This is a genomic window from Paraburkholderia sp. 31.1 (genome assembly GCF_014397645.1).
GTDB classification, from domain to species: Bacteria; Pseudomonadota; Gammaproteobacteria; order Burkholderiales; family Burkholderiaceae; genus Paraburkholderia; species Paraburkholderia tuberum.
Map to the genome: position 1 here is coordinate 1 of NZ_VZQN01000014.1, position 26427 is coordinate 26427.

Annotated in this window: 20 protein-coding genes and 1 pseudogene; 19 read left to right on the forward strand and 2 right to left on the reverse strand. The window is 63.3% G+C overall.

Going from position 1 to position 26427, the window contains the following annotated elements; genetic code table 11:
• Positions 1-145: 145 nt before the first annotated feature.
• From F6X37_RS12705 to F6X37_RS12790, 18 genes are all read left to right on the forward strand, one after another.
• Positions 146-1060 (forward strand): LysR substrate-binding domain-containing protein, encoded by a 915-nt coding sequence (locus F6X37_RS12705; protein ID WP_090807995.1) that lies wholly within the window; start codon positions 146-148, stop codon positions 1058-1060.
• A gap of 357 nt (positions 1061-1417) precedes the next feature.
• Positions 1418-2017: a cytochrome b gene (locus tag F6X37_RS12710; RefSeq protein ID WP_090807993.1), complete on the forward strand. Its 600-nt coding sequence runs from the start codon at positions 1418-1420 to the stop codon at positions 2015-2017.
• 77 nt (positions 2018-2094) lie between these two features.
• Complete coding sequence (locus F6X37_RS12715) at positions 2095-3546, forward strand: glycosyltransferase family 2 protein (protein WP_184057828.1); 1452 nt, start codon at positions 2095-2097, stop codon at positions 3544-3546.
• Between the two features lie 213 nt (positions 3547-3759).
• Entirely contained in the window at positions 3760-4950 is a 1191-nt protein-coding gene (locus F6X37_RS12720; protein WP_184052838.1) for an aromatic ring-hydroxylating oxygenase subunit alpha, read from the forward strand.
• Between the two features lie 225 nt (positions 4951-5175).
• Entirely contained in the window at positions 5176-5301 is a 126-nt protein-coding gene (locus F6X37_RS36775) for a hypothetical protein (protein ID WP_260327592.1), read from the forward strand.
• Between the two features lie 43 nt (positions 5302-5344).
• Entirely contained in the window at positions 5345-5779 is a 435-nt protein-coding gene (locus tag F6X37_RS37605; protein ID WP_316251958.1) for a rubredoxin, read from the forward strand.
• 422 nt (positions 5780-6201) lie between these two features.
• A complete protein-coding gene (locus F6X37_RS12735) occupies positions 6202-13899 on the forward strand; it encodes a beta strand repeat-containing protein (protein WP_262419877.1) in 7698 nt (2565 codons plus the stop codon).
• Positions 13900-14230: 331 nt separating this feature from the next.
• On the forward strand, positions 14231-14740 hold the full coding sequence (locus tag F6X37_RS36780) for a hypothetical protein (RefSeq protein WP_262419878.1): 510 nt from the start codon (positions 14231-14233) through the stop codon (positions 14738-14740).
• Between the two features lie 47 nt (positions 14741-14787).
• The gene (locus tag F6X37_RS12745; protein WP_187611555.1) at positions 14788-15027 is read left to right on the forward strand and encodes a hypothetical protein; all 240 of its coding nucleotides are present in this window, start codon (positions 14788-14790) and stop codon (positions 15025-15027) included.
• Positions 15027-15269, forward strand: a complete 243-nt coding sequence (locus F6X37_RS12750; protein ID WP_187611556.1) for an Imm74 family immunity protein — start codon at positions 15027-15029, stop codon at positions 15267-15269. Before F6X37_RS12745 ends, F6X37_RS12750 begins: the two co-directional genes overlap by 1 nt.
• 98 nt (positions 15270-15367) lie before the next feature.
• A complete protein-coding gene (locus F6X37_RS12755; protein ID WP_187611557.1) occupies positions 15368-15694 on the forward strand; it encodes a hypothetical protein in 327 nt (108 codons plus the stop codon).
• Positions 15695-15698: 4 nt separating this feature from the next.
• Positions 15699-16121 (forward strand): hypothetical protein, encoded by a 423-nt coding sequence (locus F6X37_RS12760; RefSeq protein ID WP_187611558.1) that lies wholly within the window; start codon positions 15699-15701, stop codon positions 16119-16121.
• A 554-nt stretch (positions 16122-16675) separates the two neighbouring features.
• Positions 16676-18973 carry a filamentous hemagglutinin N-terminal domain-containing protein gene (locus tag F6X37_RS12765; RefSeq protein WP_187611559.1) on the forward strand — a complete coding sequence of 766 codons (2298 nt, stop codon included), beginning with the start codon at positions 16676-16678 and terminating at the stop codon, positions 18971-18973.
• Entirely contained in the window at positions 18973-20778 is a 1806-nt protein-coding gene (locus tag F6X37_RS12770; protein ID WP_187611560.1) for a ShlB/FhaC/HecB family hemolysin secretion/activation protein, read from the forward strand. Before F6X37_RS12765 ends, F6X37_RS12770 begins: the two co-directional genes overlap by 1 nt.
• A gap of 20 nt (positions 20779-20798) precedes the next feature.
• Positions 20799-21689: a peptidyl-prolyl cis-trans isomerase gene (locus F6X37_RS12775; RefSeq protein WP_187611561.1), complete on the forward strand. Its 891-nt coding sequence runs from the start codon at positions 20799-20801 to the stop codon at positions 21687-21689.
• Between the two features lie 448 nt (positions 21690-22137).
• Complete coding sequence (locus F6X37_RS12780; RefSeq protein ID WP_187611562.1) at positions 22138-22494, forward strand: hypothetical protein; 357 nt, start codon at positions 22138-22140, stop codon at positions 22492-22494.
• Positions 22495-22556: 62 nt separating this feature from the next.
• The gene (locus tag F6X37_RS12785) at positions 22557-22976 is read left to right on the forward strand and encodes a hypothetical protein (protein ID WP_187611563.1); all 420 of its coding nucleotides are present in this window, start codon (positions 22557-22559) and stop codon (positions 22974-22976) included.
• A gap of 9 nt (positions 22977-22985) precedes the next feature.
• Complete coding sequence (locus F6X37_RS12790) at positions 22986-23276, forward strand: H-NS family nucleoid-associated regulatory protein (protein WP_187611564.1); 291 nt, start codon at positions 22986-22988, stop codon at positions 23274-23276.
• 79 nt (positions 23277-23355) lie between these two features.
• On the opposite strand, the pseudogene F6X37_RS12795 reads toward F6X37_RS12790, so the two are convergent.
• Both F6X37_RS12795 and F6X37_RS12800 read right to left on the reverse strand, forming a co-directional pair.
• A pseudogene (locus tag F6X37_RS12795) lies at positions 23356-23865 on the reverse strand (SDR family NAD(P)-dependent oxidoreductase); the annotation flags it as partial.
• Positions 23866-24094: 229 nt separating this feature from the next.
• The gene (locus tag F6X37_RS12800; protein ID WP_187611565.1) at positions 24095-25033 is read right to left on the reverse strand and encodes a LysR family transcriptional regulator; all 939 of its coding nucleotides are present in this window, start codon (positions 25031-25033) and stop codon (positions 24095-24097) included.
• Between the two features lie 120 nt (positions 25034-25153).
• On the opposite strand from F6X37_RS12800, the gene lysA reads away from it, so the two are divergent.
• The gene (gene lysA, locus F6X37_RS12805) at positions 25154-26410 is read left to right on the forward strand and encodes a diaminopimelate decarboxylase (RefSeq protein ID WP_262419881.1); all 1257 of its coding nucleotides are present in this window, start codon (positions 25154-25156) and stop codon (positions 26408-26410) included.
• The last annotated feature ends 17 nt before the right edge of the window (positions 26411-26427 follow it).

Below are 26427 nucleotides of genomic sequence, written 5' to 3' on the forward strand. Positions count from 1 at the left end.
CAGGCTGCGGAACGGCTGCGGCGCTTTCTGGGGATTGCTTGTCATGTTGCTCCCGGCGATGCCTCGTGGTGGATTGATGATCGAAGTTTACTTTTACCCGGGATTGCATCAACATCGGAAATAATTAGCTCAATAAGTATAGGTTATGCGGATCAGGGATATCGAAGTGTTCAGGGCGGTCATGAACGCAGGAAGCACGAGCAAGGCGGCGGCCCTGCTCGGCATTTCGCAACCGGCTGTCAGTCAGGCCATCAGGCGTCTGGAAACCATGGCGGACTTCGGCCTGTTCGAGCGGATACGCAGCCGGCTCGTTCCCACCCAGGAAGCCGTCGCCCTGATGCGTGAGGTTGACCTGTACTTTCGCGGATTTGAGGTCATCGAGCATCGAATCCGTAGTTTGCGCTCCTACGGATTGGGCCGGATGGCGATCGCCTCTCTGCCGGCACTGGGCACAGGCTTTCTGCCACGTGTCATTGCGGCGTTCGATGCCCCGTCCAGAAACGTGCAAATTTCGCTACAGGTGATGAGTTCGCGCGAAGTGCATGAGAAGGTCTCGGCTGGACAGGTGGATTTCGGCCTGATGTCCGACGAGATGTCGATGGCCGGCCTCGAACACTCGGTGTTCGCGCGTATGCGGGCTGTCGCAGTGATGAACTCGCATCATCCTTTGGCCACGCGTCCTGTCATCGCTGTTGCGGACCTGCCTGAATTTCCTTTCATCGCGCTGAATCCCGAAGACAGCACCAGGCTACGCCTGGAAACGCAACTCACGGCACGCGAAATCCGTCTCAAACCGGTCGTCGAGACGCCGTATTCGCACACGATCTGCGAACTGGCGCTCGCGGGAGTCGGTATAGGAATCGCTCATCCGCTCGTGACGTTGGACTTCGCCGAGCGGGGACTCGTCGTGAAGCCGATCGACATCGAGGTAATGTTCACAGGAGTGCTGGTGTTTCGCCCTGGTACCCCACTCACGGAAACCGCGAGGCAGTTCATGCGGCACATGAGAATGCAGCTCGAACGTGACCAGAAGGCGCTCAAAAGGGTGCTGGCGAATTGATCGGATAGAAATCGGACACGCTTGATCGCTACATCGCGCCTGGCCTCGTCACGTTCGACACCGCGTTCGAGCGACGGCTCGAACGCGCGCAAGCGCAAGGTGAACTCGATGCCGCCGGGCGTCCCGCGCTGATCCGCGGGACGCCAGCCAGAACATGGGCCAAAACACCAGCTAAAAAGCAGCCATGCGAGTGCGATTTGCGCGCGGGTCGTGCATCCAAAGCCCGAAACAAACTGAAACACGCAGGTTAAGCGCTTTGCGGAATAAAACGGCACACTTGGGCGTTTGCCTGATACCAGTAGCGTCGATTTTCAAACAGCTTTCACGGCATTCATCGCCCTCGCGAACGGAACACCCATGAACACCCAAGCGAATTCCCTGACCGATTCGACCGATGCCTCTCGCCCGCCGCGCTATACGCGCACCGCGATGACGCTGCACTGGCTGATCGCGTTGCTGATGTGCGTCAATGTCGTGCTCGCTCTGTCCGCCGATTCGCTGCCCGACGACTGGGTGCGTCCGGTGATCGACACACACAAATCGATCGGCATCACGGTGCTCGGGCTCGCGCTGCTGCGCATCCTGTGGCGCGTGTCGCACAAGCCGCCGCCGTTGCCGCGCGAGTTTCCGTCGTGGGAAAAGATTGCCGCGCACCTCGCGCACTTCGCGCTGTATTTGCTGATGATTGCGTTGCCGCTGTCCGGCTGGCTGCACGATTCCGCGTGGAAAGACGCGGCCACGCATCCGATGCAGTGGTTCGGCCTGTTCCAATGGCCGCGCTTCGGCTATGTGATGCATCTCGACCCGACACTGAAAGAGACGTTGCACGATCGCTTCGGCGCGCTGCATGCGTGGCTCGGTTATGCGCTCTATGCGTTGCTGGCGATGCATATCGGCGGCGCGCTCAAGCATGAGTGGCTCGATCGCAAATCGGTATTGAAGCGCATGACGCCGTGAAGCCGCCGCATGTTTTTGATGGCGCGAACACAGCTTCGCCAACTAACCGCAACCCAGCTGAACCTGAAACACTCACCTTGAAGAAGACCCTAGAACAGGCACTCGCTGTCGCGTCGCCGCGCATTCTGCCGCGTCGCGCGACGCTATCGAGCACGCTGATCCATTCCAGCGTCGTCGTGCTGTGGGCACTGCTGTTCGCGCGAGCATTCTTTCTGCGTGGCGCGCTCGCGTGGTCGACCGGTATTGCGTATGTCGCATACGACACGTTGCTGCTCGCGTTCGTCACGTGGAAGTCGTTGCCGCTCACGCGCCGCGCGGCGCCGCTCGAAGCCGACCACGAACGGCGCGAGTTGCCGGGCATGGGTGTCATCGTCGCGTCGCGTAACGAGGCGGCCGTGTTGCCGGTCACGCTCGCCGCGCTGCTGCGGCAAACGCACGGCCCCGCGCAGATCGTGATCGCCGACGACGGCTCCACCGACGCCACCGCCGAGCTGCTCACGCAACGCTTCGGCCTCACGCCCGCCGCCGATGGCGTGCTGAGCGCGCCGAGCTCGCTGCATCCGAACCTGTTCTGGCTGCGCGTGCCGCACGGCGGCAAGGCCCGCGCGCTGAACGCCGCGATCACCGTGATGACGACCGACACCGTGATGACCGTCGACGCCGACACGCTGCTCGACGACGACGCCACCTACGCGATGCGCGCCGCGTTCGCGAGCGAGCCGTCGCTCGTCGCGGCAGCGGGCATTCTCGTGCCGGTCTGCGGCAAGTCGCTGTCGGGCCGCGTGTTCCAGTGGTTCCAGACCTACGAGTACATGCGCAACTTCATCGCGCGTTTCGCGTGGATGCGCGCGGACAGCCTGCTGCTGATCTCGGGCGCATTCGCGTCGTTCCGGCGCGATGCGCTCGTCGCGGTCGGCGGCTTCGATCCGCAGTGTCTGGTCGAGGATTACGAACTGATTCACCGGCTGCGCCGCTATTCGGTGGATCACGAGCTCGGCTGGGACGTGCGCGTGGTCGGCGAAGCGCATGCGCGCACCGATGCGCCCGACACCCTCGCAAGCTTTCTGCGCCAGCGCCGCCGCTGGTTCGCGGGCTTCCTGCAGACGCAGTACTGGAACCGCGACATGACCGGCAATCCGCGCTACGGTACGCTCGGCATGCTGATGCTGCCGGTCAAGGCGGTCGACACGATGCAGCCGATCTACGGCCTCACGGCATTCGCATTGCTACTCGGTTTTCTGTTCGGCGGACACGGGGCGATCGTCGTGTCGATCTTTAGCGTGATCGGCCTGAAAACGGCGATCGATCTGGCGTTTTACCTGTGGAGCATCCATCTCTACCGGCGCTGGACCGGCGAGCGCAGTGGCAACAGTCTCGGCATGGCGATGCTCGCGGCCGTTGCGGAGCCGTTCTCGTTCCAGCTCGCGCGTCATCTGGGCGCCGCGCTCGGCTGGCTGCATTTTCTGCGCGGCGGCCGCGCGTGGGGCGTGCAACGGCGCTCCGGGCTCGTCGCGGTCGACGAGGATTGAGCAGCTCGAAGTGCAGGTCAATGTTTCCGTAGGGCGGGTGTGGTAAAGGAAGCTCGTCACCCTGATGCGCGCTGCCGCGCAATGTGTGCTGCGATGCATCGCGCATGCCGGCGAAAGTGCCATGCGGCGGCTGCATCAAGTAGACTGATGAAGATGCCGCACTGCCCTGCAGCGCGGCAACCTTCCATCCGCTGGTGCACGGAGGCTTGACCTATGCATGCAGTTCCCCCGCTCGAACAGGAACAGGAATCCGCAGGCGCAACGCTCGCTGCCGCGCCTGCTCAAGCCACTCACGAGGCGCCGGTGCGCGATCTGCGCCGCGTCGCCATTCATCCGGATTACTGGTACCCACTCGCGTGGTCGCATGAAGTGAAGCGCGGCAAGACGCTCGGCGTGACCTTCGCCGGCGATCCGATCGTGCTCGCGCGCACCGAGAGCGGCAAAGTGTTCGCGCTGGAAGATCGCTGCGCGCATCGGCAGGTGCCGCTGCATCAGGGCGTGGTCGACGGCGAATCGATTCGCTGCGGCTATCACGGCTGGACCTACGACTGCTCGGGCAAGTGCATCGACGTGCCGTACCTCGGCCGCGAGCGTCTACCGAACGGTGTGCGCTCGTATCCGTGTCAGGAAGTGGAGGGGCTGATCTTCGTGTTTCCCGGCGACGCCGCGCTCGCGGAGGAGCGGCCGTTGCCGGGCTTTCGCTCGGTGTCCGACCCGAAGTACAAGACGCGCCGTTTCGGCCGTCCGGTCAAGTGTCATTATTCGTTCATGCACGAGAACCTGATGGACATGAATCATCAGTTCCTGCATCGCCGCCAGATGGGGCGCATGCGCGCGCGTTCGCTCGGGCGGCGGCGCGGTGAGGGCTGGGTCGAGGTCGACTACACATTTGCGCGCATGGAGGGGCAGCAGCCGCTAGGCGAAGCGATGGTGTTCGGCGAGAGGCGCAAGACCGGTGGCTCCGGCGACAAAGACGTCATGACGATCCGCACCGAATACCCGTTCCAGACGCTGCAAATCCGCAACGACGAGCAGACGCTGGTGATGGACCTGTGGATCGTCTATGTGCCGCTCGACCGCGAGCAGCGCACCAACCGAACGTTCGGGCTGCTGTCGATCCGCAAGCCCGGCATTCCGGGTGTGATGAATCTCGCATGGCCGCTGCTGGTGTGGTTCACCGAACGCATTTTCAAGGAGGATCGCGAGATCGTCGAGGCGGAGCAGCGTGCCCACGATTCGCAGGGAGCGGACTGGAATCACGAGGTGTTCCCGGTCATCAACGACTTGCGCGCGCTGCTGCGCGAGTGCGGCGCGCCGGACCAGGTGGTCGGCGCGGGCACCGGCGATACGGCGGTGATCCGTTTCTGGGATTCGCGTCACGGCGATCCGCTCGCCAAGACCTGAGCGCGGCGCGGCGCGGGTGTGTTCACCGGCGCCGCGCACCCCGTCCCGCCACGGCTTTCCCCCTCGCCTGGAATTAATCCATCTCCCCACGGTAGACAATGCGCGGCGCGCGAGCGGCGATAATATCGCCCGGTACTTTTATTGCGCGCGAGTTTGCGCCAATCGACATTCGTCGCGTCCGCACCCGTGTACCATTGCGCTTTTTCCGAACTTCAAGACTCGCTCGTGACCACGCAACAAACCCCCACCAACTCGCGTAAATCCCTCACTCTGCTGCAGTTGCTTGGCCTGATCGGCGCCGCTGGCCTGATCGCCTCGATCGCGCTGAATCTGCTGGTCCACGCGCACTGAAGCAGCGCCCGCGTCGCCGGCTTTCTCGAGATTTTTGATTGCCATGTACAAGAAGGGCGTAGCCGTAGAAATCCAGTTTTCCCCCGAGCGGCTCAACGACGGCGCCGGCGATCCGTACTGGATCGATCTGACCCGCGACGAGGCGCAGCGCCTGCTCGACAGCCTGAAGGCGCGGCTCGCGGGAACCGGTAGCGGCACGGTCGCGCCGCTCGTCGTGAGCCTCGATGCGACGGCGCGCACGTGCGCGGCGGATGCCGCTGCGACCGGTATGCCCGATGCGCGGTCGGCCGCGAACGTCGCGACAGCCGACGACTTCAAGCAATGGGTCTGCGTGATCTGCGGCTGGGTCTACGACGAAGCCGCCGGCGTGCCGGAAGAGGGCATCGCGCCGGGCACGCGCTGGGCCGATGTGCCGGCCGACTGGCGCTGCCCGCTGTGCGATGTGGGCAAGGAAGATTTTGCGCTGGTGGAGTTTTAAGCGGCGGGCCGAGGCTCGGCTGATAAACCCGCTCTACGCCGTCCCTTCCGGATAATCCGCCCCCTCGCTCGTCGCGCACGACCGGGCATTCATCGCGAACTGTCCCGACGCGCTGTGCTGACAGGGTGCAGGAACGCGCCCTTGCAATCAATGGGGCGCCCATTTCACTCACCCCGTTGCCGTGCGCTCCCGCGCACCGCGTTATCAGGATCGCCGGGACTGGCCATTTCCTTCGCGCGATCCGGTCGTGCCGCTTTTGCGCCACTCGCGCATGCGTTGATCGTTGCGGGCTGGTTCAAATCGCATCATTTCGCAGTCCATCTCAAAAAATCGCAGTCCAAATTTGACAATTCTTTAAAGAAATGGATCGCCCGTAGTGATAGATTGCGCGCCGGATGAACCGTTGCAGCTACATAAAAACAATGGCAAGAATCTCGCGCTTCTCACAACAACTCGCTGCACATGACGCGGCGTTTGCATGCCGCCGCTTCATCCGCCCGTCCGGGGAGCGGCAGGCCGTTGTCCGTCCGCTGTGGATGCGCATCACCGCCACCGTCATGACGGTGGTGATGTATTTCGCGCCCGCCGTGCTGCTCGCTGACCAAACCGCTCACGGCGCGCCCATTGTCGATCCGCGTGCGCCCGTCCAGTTCCAGCCTACGATTACGCAGACCAGCACGGCGATCCCTGCGGTTAATATTACCGCGCCGAATGCAAATGGCCTCAGCTCGAACCAGTACAGTTCGTTCAACGTTGACAGTTCAGGTCTGGTGCTCAATAACAGCCTGGTCCCGGGCACGCCGCTGCTCGGCGGCACGCTCGGCGCGAATCCGAACTTGAACGGGCGCGCGGCCACCACGATCCTGAACCAAGTTAACTCGACTTCGCCGTCGACCCTGGCGGGACCACTTGAGGTGTTCGGATCTCCCGCCTCAATCATCATAAGCAATCCGGATGGACTGTCGGTCAACGGACTTTCGCTGACGAATGCGCCGGGCCTGGTGCTGACCACGGGAGTGCCGCAGTTCATCACCGGCCCTAACGGCAGCCCCACCAGTTTTGCGAACGCGGGCGCGGTGGCGTACAGCGTTTCTTCGGGCAACGTGACGATCAATGGGCCGGCCGGGGTGAATGGGCCGGGTGCGGGCATCGATGGCACGGTGGGTAATATCGACGTGATCGCGCAGACGATCAACCTCAATGCGCCGTTGCGCGCCGACCAGCGTGTCAACCTGATTACGGGTAACCAGCTCGTCAGCCCGGGCGCGTTGAACGCAAGCGGTACGACCTACGGCACGGCGTCGAACGGAACCGCCAACACCTCGGCTGCCATCGGCGGAAACGGCATCGCGATCGACGCGAGCCAGTATGGCTCCGTCACGAGTGGGCAGATCTTTATCGTCGCCACCGCAGCGGGGATGGGCGTGAACCAGCAGGGCGCGCTCGCGGCCACTGCCGGTAACGTCAATGTGAACTCGAACGGTGACATCACGGTGGGTTCAACCTTCGCGAACCAGAACGTCAACCTGGCAAGCGTCGGCAATACAACGGTTTCCGGCACGGGCCTCGCGAACCAGAACTATATGGTCGCGGCGAACGGCGACATCAACGCGACGGGTTCCGTCTCGGCCGGCCAGAACGTTACCCTGAACGCGGGCGGTGACCTGAACGCGGCATCGGTCGCGGCTGGCGCAAGTGCGAACCTGATCGCGGGCCAGTCGATGTCGCTGGGCTCCGTGTCGGCAAATGCACTCGATATCGAGGCAACGAACGGCAACCTGACACTCAACTCGGCCGTTACGGCGCCCGGCACGATCAGGGCGGTCGCGGGCCAGAACCTGACGGTCAACGGTGCCGTGCTGGGTGGCAGCACCGTCGCCCTGACTGGCGGCCAGAACGCGACCGTCAACGGTTCCGTCGCAGGCGTGGGCGACGTTTCGCTGGCTGCGCAGACGGGCACGGCGACTACCACCGGGGCAGTCACGACCAACGGGCAATTGGCGGTGGCCGGTCAGCAGGGTGTGAGCCTCGGCGGCACGGTGTCGTCGCAGGGCAATGCGACCATTACGTCCAGCGCCGGTAACGTTGACGTCGGCGGCTCGCTGTCGACCCCAGGCCAGATTGCCATCGCGGCCGGACAGGATGCGTCGGTGGCGGGCCAGGTTCACAGTGGCCAGAGCAGCACGATTACGGCGGCGCGCGATGTGACGCTCGACGGCGGGATGGAAGTCGACGGCACGGGCAACGCGTCGGTGAATGCCGGGCGCGACCTGGCCGGCAGCGGCGCGATCAGCGTGGCGAACAACACGGCGCTCACGGCAGGCCGCAACCTGTCGATGACGGGCGCGATCCAGACCGGCAACAACCTGGGCGCGACAGCGGCGCAGAACCTCTCGGTCGGTGCGACCACCGCGGTCGGCACCGAAACGCTCACGGCGGCCGGTGGCAGCGCGACGCTCGGCGGCAATGCGCTGTCGGGTGGCGACATGACCGTGACGGCCGGCACGGACGTGACGGCGCAGGGCAGTGTGCAGACGCTGGGCAACCTGAGTGTCAATGCGCAGGGTGGCAACCTCACCGCAACGGCACCGGTGTCGGCCGCAGGCAATGCGACGCTGAACGCCGGGCAGACCCTCGCACTGGGCGGCCAGGCCACCGTTTCGGGCGACACGACGCTCACCGGCACGGACATCACGACCCAGGGGCTGGCGGTCGGCGGCAACCTGACGGCGACCGCGCAGAACAGCCTGGATACGTCGGCGGGTCAGCTGGGTGCGGCCTTTGACGCAAACGCGCCCGCGCTCACGGTTAACGGCAACGCGACGCTTTCCGGCGCGAATGTCACCACTGCCAATGCGGCGATTGGTGGCACCTACAGCGTCGCCGGCTCGACCAGCCTGACGACCGGCGGCACCGCTGCCTATCAGGGCGATGCGACGCTCGCCGGTGGGACGGTGACGAACGTCGGCCAGCAGATGGCGGCGGGCAACCTCACGGTGTCGGGTTCAACGGTGAACAATCAGGGTTCGCTGTCGTCGCTGCAGACAATGACGGTCAACGCGACGGACCTCGCGAACAGCGGCTCGATCTACGGCCCGACCACGAATCTGGGCGTGATGAACAGCACCACCAATACCGGCGCGCTGCTCGCAACGAATGCGCTGACGCTGACCACGAATGGACTCGATAACAGCAACGGGCTGATCTTCGCTGGCGATGTGAACAATCCGACGTCGGCGGTGGGCGACGTGACGGTCAACGTCAATGGCGGCAACGGCACGTTCAGCAACACGAATGGCCAGATACTCGGAGAGAACAGCCTGAGTGTGAACCTGCCGAACCAGGCGATCGATCCCTCGGCCGCCTCGATGGGTACACTGAACGGCGGCAGCGCGTTCAACCTGTCGGCGCAGGCGATCAGTAACACCGGCGCATGGACGCTGCCGGGCACGGCAGTGACCGTGACGGCCACGCAGGGGATCACGAACAGCGGGACGATCAGTCAGGGCGCAGGCACGCTGGCGCTCAATGGTGCGGTGTCAAATTCCGGCACTGTCACGGCGAATGATGTGACGATCAACGGCTCGCTCGCGAACCAGACTGGCGCGACCGTGCAGGCAAACGACGCGTTCACACTGAACGGTTCGGGCACCAACGCCGGCACCATCGAGGCGGTCAACACGCTGAACGTCAGCGGGTCGAGCTACGACAACTCGAACGGCACGACGCAGGCGGGCAACAGCAGCAGCCCGGCGGGCAGCGGCAATGTCAACGTCAACCTGTCGGGGGATCTGACCAATGCGGGCGGTACGCTGACGGCGACCAACGACCTTGCGATTACGGCGGCCAACGTCATCAACTCGGCGGCTGGAACCGGCGCGACGACCACGACCACCACGACGGTGGACAACCCCGGGCTTGCCATGGGGCTTATTGTCGGCTCCGACACGATTGACGAAGCTGTCTCCTGGGGGAGCAATGGCAACCGCTTCTGCTGCAATGTCTCCAGTCTTGGAACCAATCAGGTCACGCTGGCCGACGCGCTGTCGGTCGACGGCGTCGCCGATCCGACGTCGATTGACGCGATTCTGGGGCCGAGGTCCGGGTGGTCGTCGAGCAATGTCAGCCCGCCGGTCACGAACGGCAACACGGTCACGTTCGTGGAAGTGCCGACGGTCACGGGTACCAGCAACCTCGGCAACCCTATCATTGAGAACCTGTGGTTCGTCGAGACGCCGGACAATGCCGCCCAGGCCATCGCGACAATCACGGTCGCATTGCCCACCGCGACCGAGACGACCACGACCACCGGCGGCACCGCAGGCGGCACCTCGGTGATCGCTGCGGGCCACAATGTCAATATCAACGCCAGCAGCCTGAACAATCAGGGCGGCACGGTCAGCGCGGGCAACGATGCCAGTGTCAACGTCCAGTCGCTGAACAATGGCAGTTCGGTCTATACCTCGACGGTCACCGACTCGATCGATGTGGCTTCGATCAACAGTTTCCTGTCGCAGGCCCCATCAACGATATCGCTGTGGAACACGTTCAACGGTCCGAACGGTCTGAACGGCTGTCCGTTCGGCACGGCGGGTGACTGTATCGATCCGTCGGGCATCAAGCTTGCCGCGCCGGGAACGGTCACGCCCCTGTCCACGTCGTCCACCATGACCGTTCAGGGTGCTGCCGGGCAGATCGTCGCGGGCCACAACCTGAACCTGTCGGGTGGCGATCTGGTGAACGCCGGCACGCTGGCTGCCGGCAATGACGTCAGTATCACCGCGAACAGTTTCACGAACCAGGGGACGAACACCGGCACGATGACGACGACGGCTGGCTGTGCGGCCGGGTTCTCGGGGTGCTCGCCGGCGAGCACGACGAATCCCAATTCGCAGACCTACGCGTACCAGCAGATCAACGCCAACGTGACGGCGGGCCACGACATCGTGATCGCGGCGAATACCGTCAGTAACACATACGGCAATCTGGTGGCGGCCAACAACGTGGTGATCGGCGGCGCGGGCACCACGTCGACATCGCCGACCCAGGCCGCGAGCGTCACCAACACGTCTGGGGCGATTGCGGCGGGCAATGACGTCGATATCAATGCCGCGACACTTACGAACACCATTGCCGCACCCGTACAGGTTCATCAGAACTACGGCAGCGCGACTCCGTTCGGTGGTTGCGGCCAGGACTGCGAGGCGTACCTCGATGTGCAGTCGGCCAACCCCGCGACGATCACCGCCAACCACGACGTCAACCTGCAGGCGGGGGTGTTCAGCAACACCGGCAGTCTCGTTACCGCGCTGAACAACGTGACCATCAATGCGGCCAGCAGCGCGTCAAGTGACAACCAGTACCTGAATGCCTACTGGCATGACAACCTGGTCAGCAACACGTGGGGTTGTGCGGGGGACGCGTCGCTATGTTCGACGCTGTATGGCAGCGCGTATTCGTCGGCCGACATCCAGGACCCGGCGGGGCTGCCGTCAGCAGTCGGCCTGCCCGACTTCGTGCCAGCGACGATCCAGGCCGGCAATACGCTGTCGGTGAATTCGCCGACGCTGACGAATACCGGTAACGTGATTGGCCAGACAGTTGCACTGTCCGGCTCGCAACTCGTGAACGGGCTGACGGATCCCAACGTCTATACGCCGCCGCCCGTCGTGACGGGGCAGGTGATCACGCTCGGGCCGCCGGCGGTGCCAGGCAGCGCGACGACGACTGTCAATGCCGCAGGGCAGGTGACGAGTGCGAACGGCCAGCCGGTATCGGTGACCGGTTCGGCGGGGGTTCCCGCAGGTGTGCCGGTCGGTGTGCAGACCGTTGGCAAACCGGTTGTCCCGCCAGTGCAGACGGTGACCGGGGGCGCGGCATCAACGCCTTCGTATCTCGTCAACAGTCCAGCCTCGCTGGTATCGGGTGACCTGTCGCCCGCGGCCCTGCTGGCCGCCTTGCCGGCGAGCCTCCAGCCGGGTACGACGCAGTTCTACTACGACCCGTACACGCAGGCGCAGCAGGTGGAGCAGGCGGCGCTGCAGGCGACCGGCAAGGCGAGCTTCTATAGCACCACCAGCGCGACCGACAGCACGAGCCAGGCGTCGATCAGCAACCAGGATACGCAGGCGCTCTATGGTGCCGCGCTGCAGTACGCCGAACAGAACAATGTGGCGCTCGGCACCCAGCTGAGCGCGGCACAGCTCGCGCTCGTGAATGCGCCGATGCTCTGGTATGTCGAGCAGACCGTGCCCGAGCCGGGCTGCACGGCCACCGGTAGCGGCGCGTGCCCGACCGTGCAGGCGTTGATGCCGGAAGTGCTGCTGCCGCAGAACTATGCGGCCGTGAACGCGGATGGGGAGATCAGCGGGACGGACGTCACGCTGGACTACGCCAGCAGCATCCTCAATACCGGGACGGTCAACGCGCAGAACCTGACGGTTAACACCGGCACGCTGACGAACGAAGAACGTTCCGTGAACGTCGGCACGATCTACCAGTATCAGGCGGAGCTCGACGGCAACATCACCCAGACGACCGGTACGGTCGTGCAGCAGGGCGGCTTCATGTCGGCCGCGAACTATGACCTGAATGCGCAGGCGATCAACCAGATTGGGGGCGCACTGCAGCAGGTCAATGCGGACGGCAGCGTCGATGTGGCGGGCACCCAGGCGCTGCTCGCCAGCCTGCAGAACCAGCTGGGCGGCAACTTCACGCAAAGCACGGTCAGCGATAACCTGACGACGACGGTGATGGACCAGCCGTCCGCGTTCGACAACGCGTTCATGATGGTGGTCATTGCGACGATCAGCATCGCAACATCGATGTTCGGCAGTCCGGTCGCCGGTGCCATGCTCGACAGCGCGATGACCCAGCTCAACAGCGGCCAGGCGTTCAGCGTTGCCAACGTGATAGAGACCGGGGCCATCACGTATCTCACGCAGGACGTGAACCAGTATCTCGGGCTGAATGACTTCAGTGCTGTCGGCACCAATGTGGTGTCGTCCAACGCGCCGGTGACGCTTGCCAATCTGGGCAATCTCGCAGTCCAGATTGGCGAACAGAGCGTGGTCGACGCCGGGATTTCGACGGCGATCGAAGGTGGGAGCTTCCTGACGGCGCTGAAGGACAATGCGGTGGCCGATATTGCTGCGGCAGGGGCAGGGGCGATCGGTGCTGATCCCAACATTGAGCCGGGCTCGCTGGAGAGCATTGCACTTCATGCTGTCCTTGGATGTGGCGCTAGCGCGGCGCTGGGCAGCGGATGCGCGGGCGGGGCCATTGGCGGGGCGGCCAGTGCGGCACTGACGCCGTATGTGGCCAGTGCCGTTACAGGCGGCGATCCAGATGTGACGTCGGAACAAGCTGCCGCGATTGCCGCGTTCGCTACGTTCACAGGCGGCACTCTCGCGGGACTGGCGGGACAGAACGTGGCGGGGGGCGCGTTCGCGGCGCAGAACGAAGCGATCAACAACTGTCTCGGTCACCCCCAAACTTGCACCCAGATGTTGAGCGCGGCGGCTCAAAGCGTTGGCCCACTGATTCAACCAGCAGTCGGCCTCGCCGGATCAGTTGCGGGGGTTGCGGGTGGTGCGCTGATGACCGGTTTGGGTGCCGTGACGCTTGATCCGTTGGTTACTGGTTTGGGTATCGCGAACCTTTACACTAACGGTTACGGCACCTATTCCAACGCGGTCAATCTGTACAACGCTTGGAATGGATCGACCCAAGCAGCGCTGCCGGGAAGCGGCTTCCAGGCGACGGCTAACTACTTCTTCCCTAACAATCAGTCTGCACAGAACGTGGCGGAAATAGCGGACTTGGGTCTGGCGTTCGCTAGCGGCAAGGTCTCGGTCAGCAGTTCCACGTTTGCGCCGTATGGAACGGGTGCAGCCTTAACGCAAGAGCAAGATTTGAATACATGGCTAAACTCACAAGCGGCGGCGCCGACTGGCCAATACAGGAGCGTGCTCATTCCTGACCCATCGCCACCTAATTCGACAATTACGAACCTGTTCAACTTCACAACGAATACTCAATATTTGAGTTCGGGCTACGATTTCTTGATGCAAGTCCCGGGGGTTGCTGGGACGAGTGGTTCCTCAGCCCCGAAGAAGTGATGGTGTCCTGGGTAAAGCGAAATGTATAAACTTATTGATCGGGTTGTTGACGCGGCAAGAATGGTGTTGTTCTACGCAACGATCTTTGTCTCTGGCTTGTGGTGGTGGATCATTCCTGACCAAGACGGTTTACACGAGCGATTTGTTCGGGCATGCGTCTGGTTGGTTGGTTTGCTAGTGTTTGGATTCATTTGGATGCGGAAATGCGCGTCAAGAGGCACGGTTAAGGTCGCGCTGGGGTATTGGGTGCCTTTAGGTCTGGCTACGCTGGGCTTCATAGTTGGTGTGATTTCCCGCTTTCTCGTTTCAATTCGCTAAGCTGACGTTGGGCATGGGGCGGCATTCCTCGGATGGTGCGATTGGCGGGGCCACGAGCGCGGCACTCTCACCGCTGGCGCTGGATGGTATCGATCCGACGCACGCGCCACTCGATTCCGGACAACTCGCCGCGTTGGCCGCGTTTGCGACGCTGGCCGGTGGTGATCTTGCAGCGCTGGCCGGTGTGAACGTGCAGGGTGCGATGACGGCGGCGCAGAACGAGGCGCTGAACAATACGGCTGAGCACTGGGAAAAGACGGGGCAGCAGAACGAGGGCGAGAAGTTTGTGCTCCAGGCGACGCCGCAGGGTGCGCCGGTTGATGAAGAGCAGGCTCAGCAAGGTGGGGGCGGTGCGGATGCGGAGCCGGTAACCGTCGGTCAGGGAACGGCCGTTGGTGCTGCTGCTGGGGCCGCCACAAACAGCAACCCAGTTGCGACGGAGCCTAACACGGCATTCTTCTGGTCAGGGCGAACTAACGGAGTGGGGGGGGGCAAGACATTGCAGCCCAAATCGCCCAACTGAACAGCGGCACGACGCTCGAAACGTTGATCGCGCAAAACGGAATCCAGATGCCAGCATGGGACGCGTCGAATCCTGCGGTGGTGCAAGCTTGGCAAGACATTTCCGCGCAGTATGCGGCAGGAGCATCGGGATCCGTGCGCGCAGTCATCGGCTCGAATCTCAGACCTGGCAACGTTTGGGAAACGGCAGAATTGCCGGCGTTGATGAATAATCCCAAGGTCACCCAAATCACAACTATCGATTCTGCAACAGGTTCAAGCAAGGTCATCTTTACCCGAGGCAAGTAATGATTCTTGACGTATCACGAGGGCACATCAAGGTGAAAGTCATGGACCGGATTGCAACGGTGGGGGGGGAGATGTTCTTCCCCGGGAACGACAAGCTCGGCTTTGTCGTCTACTCGGATACCATCAGTTTCTGGGATCCGCCAGATGAGGCCATTCGGATTTCGCCGACAGAGAAGCAACTCATATTGGACGATATAAAAGCCGACTTCGCTAAAGGCGGCCACAAGCTTGACATCGAGTAGCCACAAACAAGGGGAGCGCCCAAACCGGGAGTCCATCACAGCAAGCCCAAGCTTGGCAGGGAAGTGGAGCTTATCCTGGAATCGATAGTTATACTGATGTGACACTTTCGAAAGGAACTTATGTTGTCGGCGCCGCTCCTGGACAATCGGCTTTTTATACAACTATTAGTGGATTCAACGGCACCAATGGCACCGCTTCGGACTACTATAACGCCTTGCAAATTCAACCGAATTTGACAAATCCAGCGTATCCGCCGTATAGAAGCGGCGTGACGATCTATCAGGTCAATGGAAGTACTTCTGCAGCGTACAGTTCCGCAACTACGGCAAACCCGCAGTTCGGAGCGGGAGGCGCGCCGCAGCTCTATATACCGGACTTCCAGAATTCGTTGACGCCGATCTTTTCAATCCCGTTTAAGAAGTAACGTAATGGCACACGAAATAGACATTCATGATGGATCGGTACGATTGAACGGTGGACCACTACTCTCTCGCGATGCTCGTGTCCAGCAGCTGCGAGCAATGGGCTTGTCGATAAATCAGGTCTTTGAGATGCAGACGGGCTGGCGATTTTTAACTAGCGGTCCGTACACACTTCTTGGGAAGAGTGCCAATCTTGCGCTGGCATTTTTCAACGACGAGCTGAAGCGTGTCCACTTTGCAATGAGTGATAGCGGTGCTACCACGCCTGACCAAATTAGACACCTTCACGACACGCTGCTTCTAACTGAATTTGGTGCGCCACAAGTCCAAGACTCTCGGAAGACGATGTATGTATTCCCTTGGGGAACGATCGTTTCGGCATTTGATCCCCGCGGAGGACAGTCGGAGATTGTACTGACGTGGCAATAAGTTGCGCGAACCCGGCAGAAGAGAAATTCGGGTTGGCGTGTATAGCAAAGGTGTTCAGATGCAGTCGGTTGGTACGCAGAATTCACATTGATATCTGGCAATGAGCGATCCATATCAAGAAGGTAGGGATTTAGCCGATCTACTCGACGCGGAAGGTCTGCATGACTATGCCAAGCAACTACGGAGCGCGTTTCTTGAGGGTGCAACCGGGACGGAAATCCACATGATTTTGCGTTGGCGCTTGGCGAACATGATTGGAGATGTGGCTGTTCCAGCTGACTTGAAGGCCCGACTACTATCGCTGCACAGCTACCTTGATAGGGCGTTGGGGCCGTAGTCGCAATGAGATCACGCTTCTATCCCCTACCTAGTTAGTGTTCTACGGGCCGGTTGCGGTGAATTTGCGACCAACGGGCGCAGTTTAGGGCGGGGGCAGTGCAGGTATGCGGTTCTGAAGAAAAACGAAGATGCAGAAAACAACATCACGTGCGCGCAACAGGCGCGCAGGGGAATGGCAAGGCGCGTTGCGGCCACTCTGCCTGGCAAGCGCGCTTGTGCTCGCAGTTCCGGGTGCTTACGCGACTGGTATCGTTGCGGACGGCGGCAGTGCAACGGGTGTCTCGACAGCAGCAAACGGCCACCAGACGGTTGCCATCGCGCCGGCGGTAGGTGGCGTGTCGAACAACACGTACCGCTCGTTCAACGTTTCGGCAGCGGGCGCGGACCTGAACAACGTGGGTATCAACGCGGGCACGATCGTCAACCAGGTCACGAGCACGAATCCGTCGCTGATCCAGGGGGCGGTGAGCGTGCTGGGACCGCGCGCGAATGTGATTCTGGCGAACGCGAACGGCATCACGGTCGATGGCGGCAGCTTCGTGAACGCTGGGCACGTCGTGCTGTCGACGGGGCAGGTGAGTTTCAATGACGTGACGCTGGCCCCAGGCGTGACCCAGCGCAACGTCGTGCTGACGACGGTCGGCGGCCCGATCACGATCGGTGCAGGCGGCCTGTCCGGCACGGTGGTCAATCTCGACCTGGTCTCGAAACAGCTCGCCGTGAACGGACCGGTGACCAACGGCTACACCAGCTCGACCGGCGGCGTTCGTGCGATCGTGGGCGACAGTACAACCACTTGGGACACGGGCTTTTCTCCATCCGACAACGGTCACGACTGGCTGACCAGTTCGACCTCACCCGGCACGAGCAGTTCAGGTATCGCCGTGGACATTACTGCGCAGGGCGGGATGACGGCCGGGCGGGTCGAGCTGATCGTCACCGACAGGGGCGCAGGCGTGCGTAGTCTGGGGACGCTTTATGCGACGGCGGGCGACGTCGTGGTGTTGGCCAATGGCGATGTTGGTGTCATCGATGGTTCGATCAAGGCCGACGAAGGCAACGTCAGCATCGCTACACCGGGCGCGGTTTCGCTGCAGGGCGCCCTGGTTGACGCCCTGGGCAGTGTCACGGTCAACGCGAACGGGATGACGCTGGCCAGCGACGCGAGCGGCGTCACGAAGGTCACGGGAGGCAACGCCGTCAGTCTGACCAGCGCGGGCGGCATCGCCAGCACCGGCAGCGTGATCCAGGCGTCGGGTATCGTCAACGCTGATGGCTCGACCAGTGGCGGCGACGTCACGCTGAACGCGGGCGGCGGCGACGTCAGCGTCACCGACGGTTTGATCGCGGCCGCGCACGATATCCAGATCACGACGCCGGGCGCGCTGTCTGTACAGGGTACACAGGTCAGCGCGGCGAACAACGTCACGGCCACCGCGAACGGCATCACGCTGGTCGACGACACATCCGGCCCGTCGATCCTGAGTGCAGGCAATGCGATGAACCTCACCAGCGCGGGCGACATTGCGAACACGGGCAGCCAGATCCAGGCCGGCACCGTGGCAGAGAATGGCACCCTGAGCGGCGACGGTCTGACATTGAACGCGACGGGCAGCATCATCAACCGCTCGACGCCAGAGAACCTCGGGATCATCTTCGCGGCCGGCGGTGTGCTGTCGCTGAACGCCGCGGGTGACATCACCAACGACAACGCCCGGATACTCGGCAACCAGGGGGTGAACCTCGCCGCGCAGGGCGACGTCTCCAACATCATCGACCACACGGACGGCACGGATAACGGCCAGCCGGTCGCGTATTCGCATACGGGCGGCAGCTTCCTGTTCTTCACGCATACCACGAGCGGCTTCGATGTCGACTACGGCAGCGTCGACCAGCCCGGCCAGCTGGCGCTCATCGCGTCGGACGGCGGCCCGGTCACGATCTCCGGCCGCAACGTGTCCAACAGCGGCGGCCTGATCCAGTCGAACGACGGCGCTATTTCGATCAACGCGCAACAGGCCTTCACCAACGCAGCCGTGTTTGCTGGCCAGGCGAGCTATGCGCAGAGCTGCTGGATCTTCTGCCACGCGAACGCGTCGAGTAACGTCACCGCAAATGGCGGCACAATCCAGACCGGCGGCAGGATCGCGATTACGGCAGGAACGAGCGCGAGCAACATTGGTGGCACCGTGCTTGCCGGCGGCGACCTCAGCGTCACCGCGCCCGTTACTTACGCGCAGGGCGTCACCGGCTATTCGGCGATCAACCAGGATCGCGGCTTCAAGGCATTTTTCGGTAGCACCTGGGCACAGATCCTTGCGACCGATGTGGGTGGCGGTTTCACGGCCGATGGCGTGGTCACGCTGACGGGCGACGCGATCGTTGATGGCGGCTACATTTCGGGCGGCAAGGGAGCCACCGCCACCGGCGGCATCACCACCGTGCGTGCGCCGTCCAGCACGCCGGTGCAGATCGGCCAGCATCTGGGCCTGACGACATGGTGGTGGTACTGATGCGGGAGACGTTCAACCGGCCGCAGTGGATTCCCGTGCTGGCGCTGACAGGTCTTGCAACCCTGTTCCTGGCAGGGCCGCCGGCCCTCGCCCAGAGTGCACCCCGCCCGGTCCAGGATCCGGCGCAACAGCTCATCGACCAGCAACGCGAGCGCGCACGGCAGCAGCAGCTGAACCAGCCGCCCGCATCCATTACATTGCCGGCGTCAGAGGCGGAGACCACGCTGGACATTCCGCCGGATACGCCCGTCGACCAGATCGCCGAAACGGGGCCGACTTTCCAGGTCAACCGGATCGTGCTGGCCGGACCGAACGGCAGCCCGCTCGCGAACCCGACCCGGGTGCCGCAGGCGACGCTCGATGCAATCATCGCGCCGTTCACGGGGCATGCGCTGGGCTCGCACCGGATCAATGTGCTGCTCAAGCGACTGACCGATGCGTTGGTGTCGGCGGGCTATGTAACCACGCGTGCCCTGCTGGGGCCGCAGAACCTTGGTACGGGCACGCTCACGGTGACCGTGCAGGTGGGCCGCATCGAGGCGTTCACAGTGAACGGCCAGCCCATCCGGCGCCTTTCGAAGGACCAGACGTCGGCTGGTGGAGGCTGGCTGACCGACGCCGGCTACCAGAACGCTTTTCCAGCGTCTCCGGGCGATCCGCTCCGGCTCGCGGATCTCGACCAGGGCGTGGCGCAGATCAACCGCCTGCGCCGCAACCAGGCGCAGGTGCAGATCCTGCCGGGCCAGAGTCCGGGCGAGTCAGTGGTTGCGATCGCGAATCAGCCCGGCGACCGTCTGTCGTACACGCTGGGCGTCGACAACTACGGCAGTTCCGCGACCGGCGTTACCCGCTACCGGGCCGGGGTCGAAGCCGACAACGTGCTCGGGTTGCAGGAGTCGCTCAGCCTGAATTTCATCGACAGTCTGGAGAGCAACGCGCTCGTGGGCTCGTTCGCGGTGCCGTTCGGCCGTCACTCCTTCAGCTACACGCTGGCTGATTCTGAATACCAGCAGGTGATCGGCACGACGGCGCTGGAGTACGGCCGTACGCTGAGCCATATTTTCGGCTGGAACTACGCACTCGATCTGAGCCAGGCGGGCGCCACGAATATCGACGCGACGCTGTCGTGGCGCCGCACCGATCGCCAGGTGAACAACATCGACCTCGATCCGCAGCGTGTGGCGGTATTGCGGGTGGGCGGCAACTGGCTGCGCAAGTTCGTGCTGAACGACGCACCGGGCAACGTCACGCTCGATGCCGGTATTTCGCAGGGCCTGCCGTGGCTCGAAGCGAACCACGACGCACATGACATTACGCGCGACGACGCGCACAGCCAGTTCACCAAATTCGATGCGACCGCGACTTTCACGGTGCCGCTGCCGAAGATGGGCAGTGCGGCGTTCGCCTATCGTGGCGTGCTGGGTGGCCAGTACACGAATATGGCGCTGTTCGGCTCCGAGCAGCTCTATCTGGGCGGCATGGACACCATTCGCGGGTTCCGTTCCGGCGAGATCGTCGGCGACCGGGGCTTTTACTCGCGCAACGAGATCGCGTGGGTCAACACACCGGCCTGGCACGACGGACGGATCGAGCCGTACGTGTTTCTCGACGCGGGCAAGGCGAGCCTCATCGCGGTGCCGGGCTTCCCGACGCTGGCCGGTGTCGGCGCCGGTCTGCGCGCGCAGTGGCAATGGCATGCGCGGATGGTGTCGGGCGAGGTGACCGTCGGCCGCGCTTTGACACAGCCTGCCAGCCTGGGGCCGCGCGCGACCCTTGTGCTGGCCACAGCCAACCTCAACTTCTGAAAATGGAAAAAGGAAATCCTATGTCTTTCACGACCACCTCGATCCGCGCGCTGTGCGTAACCGCTTTCGCCTCCGTCGCGCTGGGCACGGCCATGCCGACACTGGTGCACGCTGCCGGTGCGGCTGCGCCGTCGGCCAGCAGTGCACTGCCTGCCGGCACGGTGGCCATCGTCAACGGCGTGGCGATCCCGCAGGCGCAGCTCGACGAGGCAGTGCGCGTCGCCGTGCAGACATCAGGCCAGCCTGATACGCCGCAACTGCGGCAGGCGCTCAAGGCGCAACTGATTACGCGTGAACTGTTCCGCCAGGGTGCCGAGAAGGGGCGCTACGATACGAAGCCCGAAGTTCTGCAGGCGATGAGTGCCGCGAAGATCAACGCGGAAACGCAGCTTTATCTGAGGGACAACATTCACCCCGAGCCCGTCACGGATGCGCAGGTGAAAGCGCGCTATGACGCGATCGTCGCGTCGCTCGGCAAGGAAGAATACAAGCCGCGCCTCATCGCGGTGGCGGACGACGCGACCGCGAAAACCGTGCTGGCGGCGCTGAAGTCCGGCACAGCGTTCGACGCATTGGCGCGCCAGTACAGCGTGGCACCGAGCAAGGCGGCAGGCGGCGAGCTGCCGTGGGTCAGCTTCAAGACACCCCTGACCGAGGGCAACACGCAGGGGCTGCCGCTGCCGGTCGCGCAGGCGATCACGCAGTTGCCTGCGGGCGGCGTCACACCGGCAGCGATCCCGGCAGGCAATGCGCGTGTGATCGTGAAGCTTGAGGCGAAGCGGCCCACCCAGGTGCCCGCGTTCGATCAGGCGAAAGAGACGATCCGGCAGCAACTGCAGGCGCTGGCGCTGGAAAAGGCCGCTGCGCAGTTCACCGGTAGCCTGATGAAGAACGCGACGATCCAGCAGTGAAGTCCGGTAAGCGCCAGAAGCGTCATGCAGCGTCGGGAGGGAACAATTCCCTCCACGTCGCTGCAGCGCGATCAACGTTCAGGAAACGTTGGAACAACATGCTGATACGACGAACCCTGCCGGCAATCTGTGGCGCAATTGTCCTGCTGGACCCGGGCACCGCTGCGCTCGCCGTCTACCGGGAAGAATGGCTCAACGCACGCCAACTGGCTCAGACCGACGCGGCGGCAGTCCACGCGCGGTCTGCCGCGCGGGTGCCCAATCATGGTGTGCAGGGCCGGTCCAGATCGACCGCCGTCAGTGCGGCAGGGCGGTCGAATCATCAGCCACGATCAGCCTCGTCCGACCCGATTGCGGCTTTTGCCGTGAATCGCCAGCCCAGACGGTAGATGAAATGACAAACGCACGTCGCCCAACCGCAGTGAGCCGGGCCGCCGTAATCGGGAGCATGGTGCCCGGCACGCGCTACGCGCTGCACCAGATCACGAAGCGCGTCGACGGCAGTATTCCCAATGTCCAGGCAGCACTGGCAGATTGCGTCGCGCGAGGAGTACTCAGGAAAGCGATGTCCGGCAAGCGCGCCGTCTACTGGATTCCCACGGAAGAGGAAATCCAGAACGAACAGCCGGACGCGAAGCGGTATGCGTCGCCGCAGGCGACCCTCCAAGGATACGAGGCGACGATGCGCCGGTTTCAGGATCTCTGCATGGCGACGCGGCCGCCGCGCCCGGCGGGTCAGACCATCCGGTCTGTGATCGGGCCGATGCAGAAGGCTCCGGTCCGTCCGGATGAGGCGGACGCCTGAGACCGCGTTGCTGACCAGCACCGATGCAGAACCGGATGCCAACCAGAGGAGGAAACCAAAATATGTCGTCTCACCGTTCGCCGTCGAACGGAATTGAAGTCCCGATACTGGCAGGTGCCGCCGCGTTTCTTGGTTTCTGCTTCTGGATCGCGCAGATTTCCGGTGCCAGTCTGGCCTCGGTGATGAAGTCCGCCTTTGGGCTGATCGGGCTGGCTGTCGTGGTCGGCGGTGCCCTGTGGTGGCTGAAGGACTATTTCTTCATCGGTGCGGCGTTCTATCTGGTGGTCGGCTGGCGCGTTGTGTGGCCGGTGCTGGACAGCATCGCCGCAGGCGGCCACGAGGGAGAAGACTGGCCGTTGATGCCATACGAGAATACGTTCATCGCCAGCGGCTGGCTGAATTGGAGTGTCGAGTCGATCCTGATAGCCGTGTTCATCTACGGGATCTCCCGGCGCGGCCGCGACTCGTATTACGCTAGATGAGGGCACATCATGACAACATATCGCGAACTCAAGAAGCAGATTGCTGCACTCACAGACCAGGCCAACGCCGTGCGCGCGACGGAATTCCTGAGTGTCGTGAATGAAATCCGGGCGATGGTGGCTGAGTACGGCATCACGGAGAAGGACATCTTCCCCGCTCACCGCGGCCGGCCGCGAAAACATCAACCTCGGCCGCCGAAATACCGCGATCCGCAGACCGGTGCCGCCTGGTCGGGCCGCGGCAGGCCGCCGGCGTGGATCAGGGGGAAGACGCGGGAGCGCTTCGAGATCAAAGGCTGAACGCCGGCCCCATTCTCACGGCGGCGCCGTAGCCCCCAACCGAGCCTCCACCGGGCGGCCTTCTCTGGACTGTCCCCGCTATTTTTGAGCGTAAACCTTGGTATATATTCATTATCGCTAGCTTCGTCGCATGGTAGTAGCCGGTCGCCGCGAAACTCGCAATCCCGCCAATCGACGACACGTTGACGATCAAACCGCTGCGCTGCTCACGCATGATCGGCAGCACGGCCTTCGTGATGTCGACGAGGCCGAACACGTTGGTCTCGAACATCGCGCGGACTTCGCTGTCCTCGCCTTCCTCGATCGCGGCCAGATAACCGTAGCCCGCGTTGTTGACGAGCGCGTCGATGCGGCCGAAATGGCGCTTCGCCTGCGCGACTACGGTTTCTATCTGCGCGCGATTGGTCACGTCGAGCGGCAGCACCAGCGCGCGCTCGCCGTGCCCCTCTGCGATGTCCTTCACTTTCGATGCATCGCGCGCGGTGACGACCGCGCGCCAGCCGCGTTCGAGCACGAGCTTCGCGAGCTCGCGGCCGAAGCCGGTGGAACAGCCTGTGATCAGCCAGACGGGATTGTCTCGATTCATCATTTGGAACACTCCTGTTGAGGGTCTATGACGTGAAGACTGGAAAACGGCGCTAAAAACGGCGCCCCGATGCGGCGCAGACGCGCGGCGCGTCGGTAATCGGTATGCGGGTGATGTCAGCTCGAAGCGTGCCCGGTTCGCGCGGCGGACGGTTCGGGCGGTGGCCCCGCGCGAACGCGCGTGGCGCTGCGCGGATTCGCCCGGCGATGAAGCGGGGACGCCGCCGTGACTGCTATGAATGCGATGACCGCTTGGGGCTGGTGTGGCGCTTCAATTGTAGCCGCAGCGCGGCGGCTTCGCTTTGCAGTGCGCCGACGAACGCGTCCGCGAGCGGATGCGCGGGCCGGTGCTCGGGACGGATCACGCTGACGCGAAACGGCAGCGACAACGCGAGCGCCCGGATATGCAGATTGTGGCCCGCGAAATCGAGCGCGGTCAGCGGATTGACGATCGCAATGCCGAGCCCTTGCCGCACGAAGCTGCACACGGACACCGCGGTCGGCGTTTCGATCAGCAGGCGGCGCGCGATGTCGGCTCGCGCGAACGCTTCGTCGATTTGCAGCCGGTATGGATCGTTCGCGGACAGGCTGATGAACGCCTGATCGGCGAAATCTTTCAATGCGATCACGCGTTTCGCGAGCAGCGGGTGAGCGTCGGGCAGCACACACACTTCATCGACGGCGATGAGTGGCGTGAGCCGCGTGCCGGGCGGCGGCGCGTCGTGCTCGGTGAGGCCGAGGTCGTAGCGCTGCGCGCTCAGCCATTCTTCGAGAAACGGCGACTCCTGCGTCGCGATCGATACGCTGACGCCCGGCTGCACATCGTGAAAGCGTTTGACGGCGCCCGGCAGGATCGAATGCGAAAACAACGGCAGCGCGATCACGGACAGCTGGCCACCCTTGAATTCGCGCAGCGCGGCCGCCGTCGACGCGACGCGTTCGAGCCCGACATACGCGCGCTTGATCTCGTCGAACAGCGTCAGCGCGGATTGCGTGGGACGCAGCCGGCCCTGCACTCGCTCGAACAACGCGAAGCCGATGCTCTGTTCCATGCGCGCAAGTTCGCGGCTTACCGTGGGCTGCGACGTGAACAGCATCTCGGCTGCCTTGGTCACGCTGCCGGCCGTCATCAGCGCGCGGAAGATTTCGATGTGCCGGTGCGTAAGCGCCATGGTGGGTCCGTGCTATATCAAAAGTGAATAGGCGAGCAATAGATTGGTATTTTACTGAATGATCGCCGCGGATCATCATGTCGGCTATCGCTTTCGCAAAGCTTCGACATGCAACCGACCATGACGCCATTCGACTCCCGTCAACTCGCCGACCTCGCGCGCCAGCACGGCACGCCGCTATGGGTCTATGACGCCGACACGATCCGCCAGCGCATCGCGCAGTTGCGCAGTTTCGACACGATCCGCTACGCGCAGAAGGCCTGTTCGAACGTGCACATCCTGAAGCTGATGCGCGACGAAGGCGTGATGGTCGATGCGGTCTCTTTGGGTGAACTCGCGCGCAGTTTTGCCGCGGGCTATGCGGCTCAACCCGCATCGAACGGTGGGCCCGAAGGCGTCGTCTTCACCGCCGACGTGCTCGACCACGCGACGCTGGCCACCGTGCTCGACGAGCGAATCACGGTCAACGCCGGCTCGCCCGACATGCTCGAACGGCTCGGGAGACACGCGAGCGAAGGCCATCGCGTGTGGCTGCGGATCAATCCCGGCTTCGGTCACGGCCACAGCAGCAAGACCAACACAGGCGGCGAGCACAGCAAGCACGGCATCTGGCGCGATGACCTGCCACGCGCGCTCGAACTGGTGCGGCGCTATCGGCTGAAGCTCGTCGGGCTGCACATGCATATCGGCTCGGGTGTCGATTACGCGCATCTCGCGAAAGTGTGCGATGCGATGGTCGATGCGGTGTCGCAACTCGATCAGGATATCGAGGCGATTTCCGCGGGTGGTGGTTTGTCGGTGCCGTATCGCGATGGTGAGCTGAGTGTCGATACCGCGCATTATTTCCGGCTGTGGGACGACGCGCGGCGCCGCATCGAAGCACGCGTCGGGCATCGCGTGCGACTCGAAATCGAACCGGGGCGCTTTCTGGTCGCGCAGGCAGGTGTACTCGTCGCCGAAGTGCACGCGCTGAACCGGCGGCCGTCGCGGCAATTCGCGTTGCTCGATGCGGGCTTCAACGACCTGGTGCGGCCGTCGTACTACGGCAGTTATCACGAGATCAGCGTGCTTCGGCGCAACGGCACGCCGAGCGATGCGCCGGCCGGCTCGTTCAGCGTGGCGGGGCCACTGTGCGAAGCCGGCGACGTGTTCACGCAGGCGCAAGGCGGTGTCGTCACGAGCCGGTCGATGCCCGCGCCTCGAGTGGGCGACCTGCTCGTGTTCCATGACACAGGCGCGTACGGCGCGTCGATGTCATCGAACTACAACAGCCGGCCGCTCGCGCCCGAGGTGCTGATCGAGCGCGGCAACGCGCGGCTGATCCGGCGCAGGCAGCGCATCGAAGAATTGATAGCGCTCGAAGCAACGGCGGCTTGAGCGGCGCATTGGAGCTC

Coding starts and splice junctions, on each gene's coding strand:
- lysA (WP_262419881.1), top strand. CDS start 25,154: ATGACGCCATTCGACTCCCGTCAACTCGCCGACCTCGCGCGCCAGCAC.
- F6X37_RS12705 (WP_090807995.1), top strand. CDS start 146: ATGCGGATCAGGGATATCGAAGTGTTCAGGGCGGTCATGAACGCAGGA.
- F6X37_RS37605 (WP_316251958.1), top strand. CDS start 5,345: ATGTACAAGAAGGGCGTAGCCGTAGAAATCCAGTTTTCCCCCGAGCGG.
- F6X37_RS12785 (WP_187611563.1), top strand. CDS start 22,557: ATGTCGTCTCACCGTTCGCCGTCGAACGGAATTGAAGTCCCGATACTG.
- F6X37_RS12760 (WP_187611558.1), top strand. CDS start 15,699: ATGGCACACGAAATAGACATTCATGATGGATCGGTACGATTGAACGGT.
- F6X37_RS12745 (WP_187611555.1), top strand. CDS start 14,788: ATGCCAGCATGGGACGCGTCGAATCCTGCGGTGGTGCAAGCTTGGCAA.
- F6X37_RS12735 (WP_262419877.1), top strand. CDS start 6,202: ATGGCAAGAATCTCGCGCTTCTCACAACAACTCGCTGCACATGACGCG.
- F6X37_RS12800 (WP_187611565.1), bottom strand. CDS start 25,033: ATGGCGCTTACGCACCGGCACATCGAAATCTTCCGCGCGCTGATGACG.
- F6X37_RS12750 (WP_187611556.1), top strand. CDS start 15,027: ATGATTCTTGACGTATCACGAGGGCACATCAAGGTGAAAGTCATGGAC.
- F6X37_RS12775 (WP_187611561.1), top strand. CDS start 20,799: ATGTCTTTCACGACCACCTCGATCCGCGCGCTGTGCGTAACCGCTTTC.
- F6X37_RS12790 (WP_187611564.1), top strand. CDS start 22,986: ATGACAACATATCGCGAACTCAAGAAGCAGATTGCTGCACTCACAGAC.
- F6X37_RS12770 (WP_187611560.1), top strand. CDS start 18,973: ATGCGGGAGACGTTCAACCGGCCGCAGTGGATTCCCGTGCTGGCGCTG.
- F6X37_RS12710 (WP_090807993.1), top strand. CDS start 1,418: ATGAACACCCAAGCGAATTCCCTGACCGATTCGACCGATGCCTCTCGC.
- F6X37_RS12780 (WP_187611562.1), top strand. CDS start 22,138: ATGGTGCCCGGCACGCGCTACGCGCTGCACCAGATCACGAAGCGCGTC.
- F6X37_RS12720 (WP_184052838.1), top strand. CDS start 3,760: ATGCATGCAGTTCCCCCGCTCGAACAGGAACAGGAATCCGCAGGCGCA.
- F6X37_RS36780 (WP_262419878.1), top strand. CDS start 14,231: ATGGGGCGGCATTCCTCGGATGGTGCGATTGGCGGGGCCACGAGCGCG.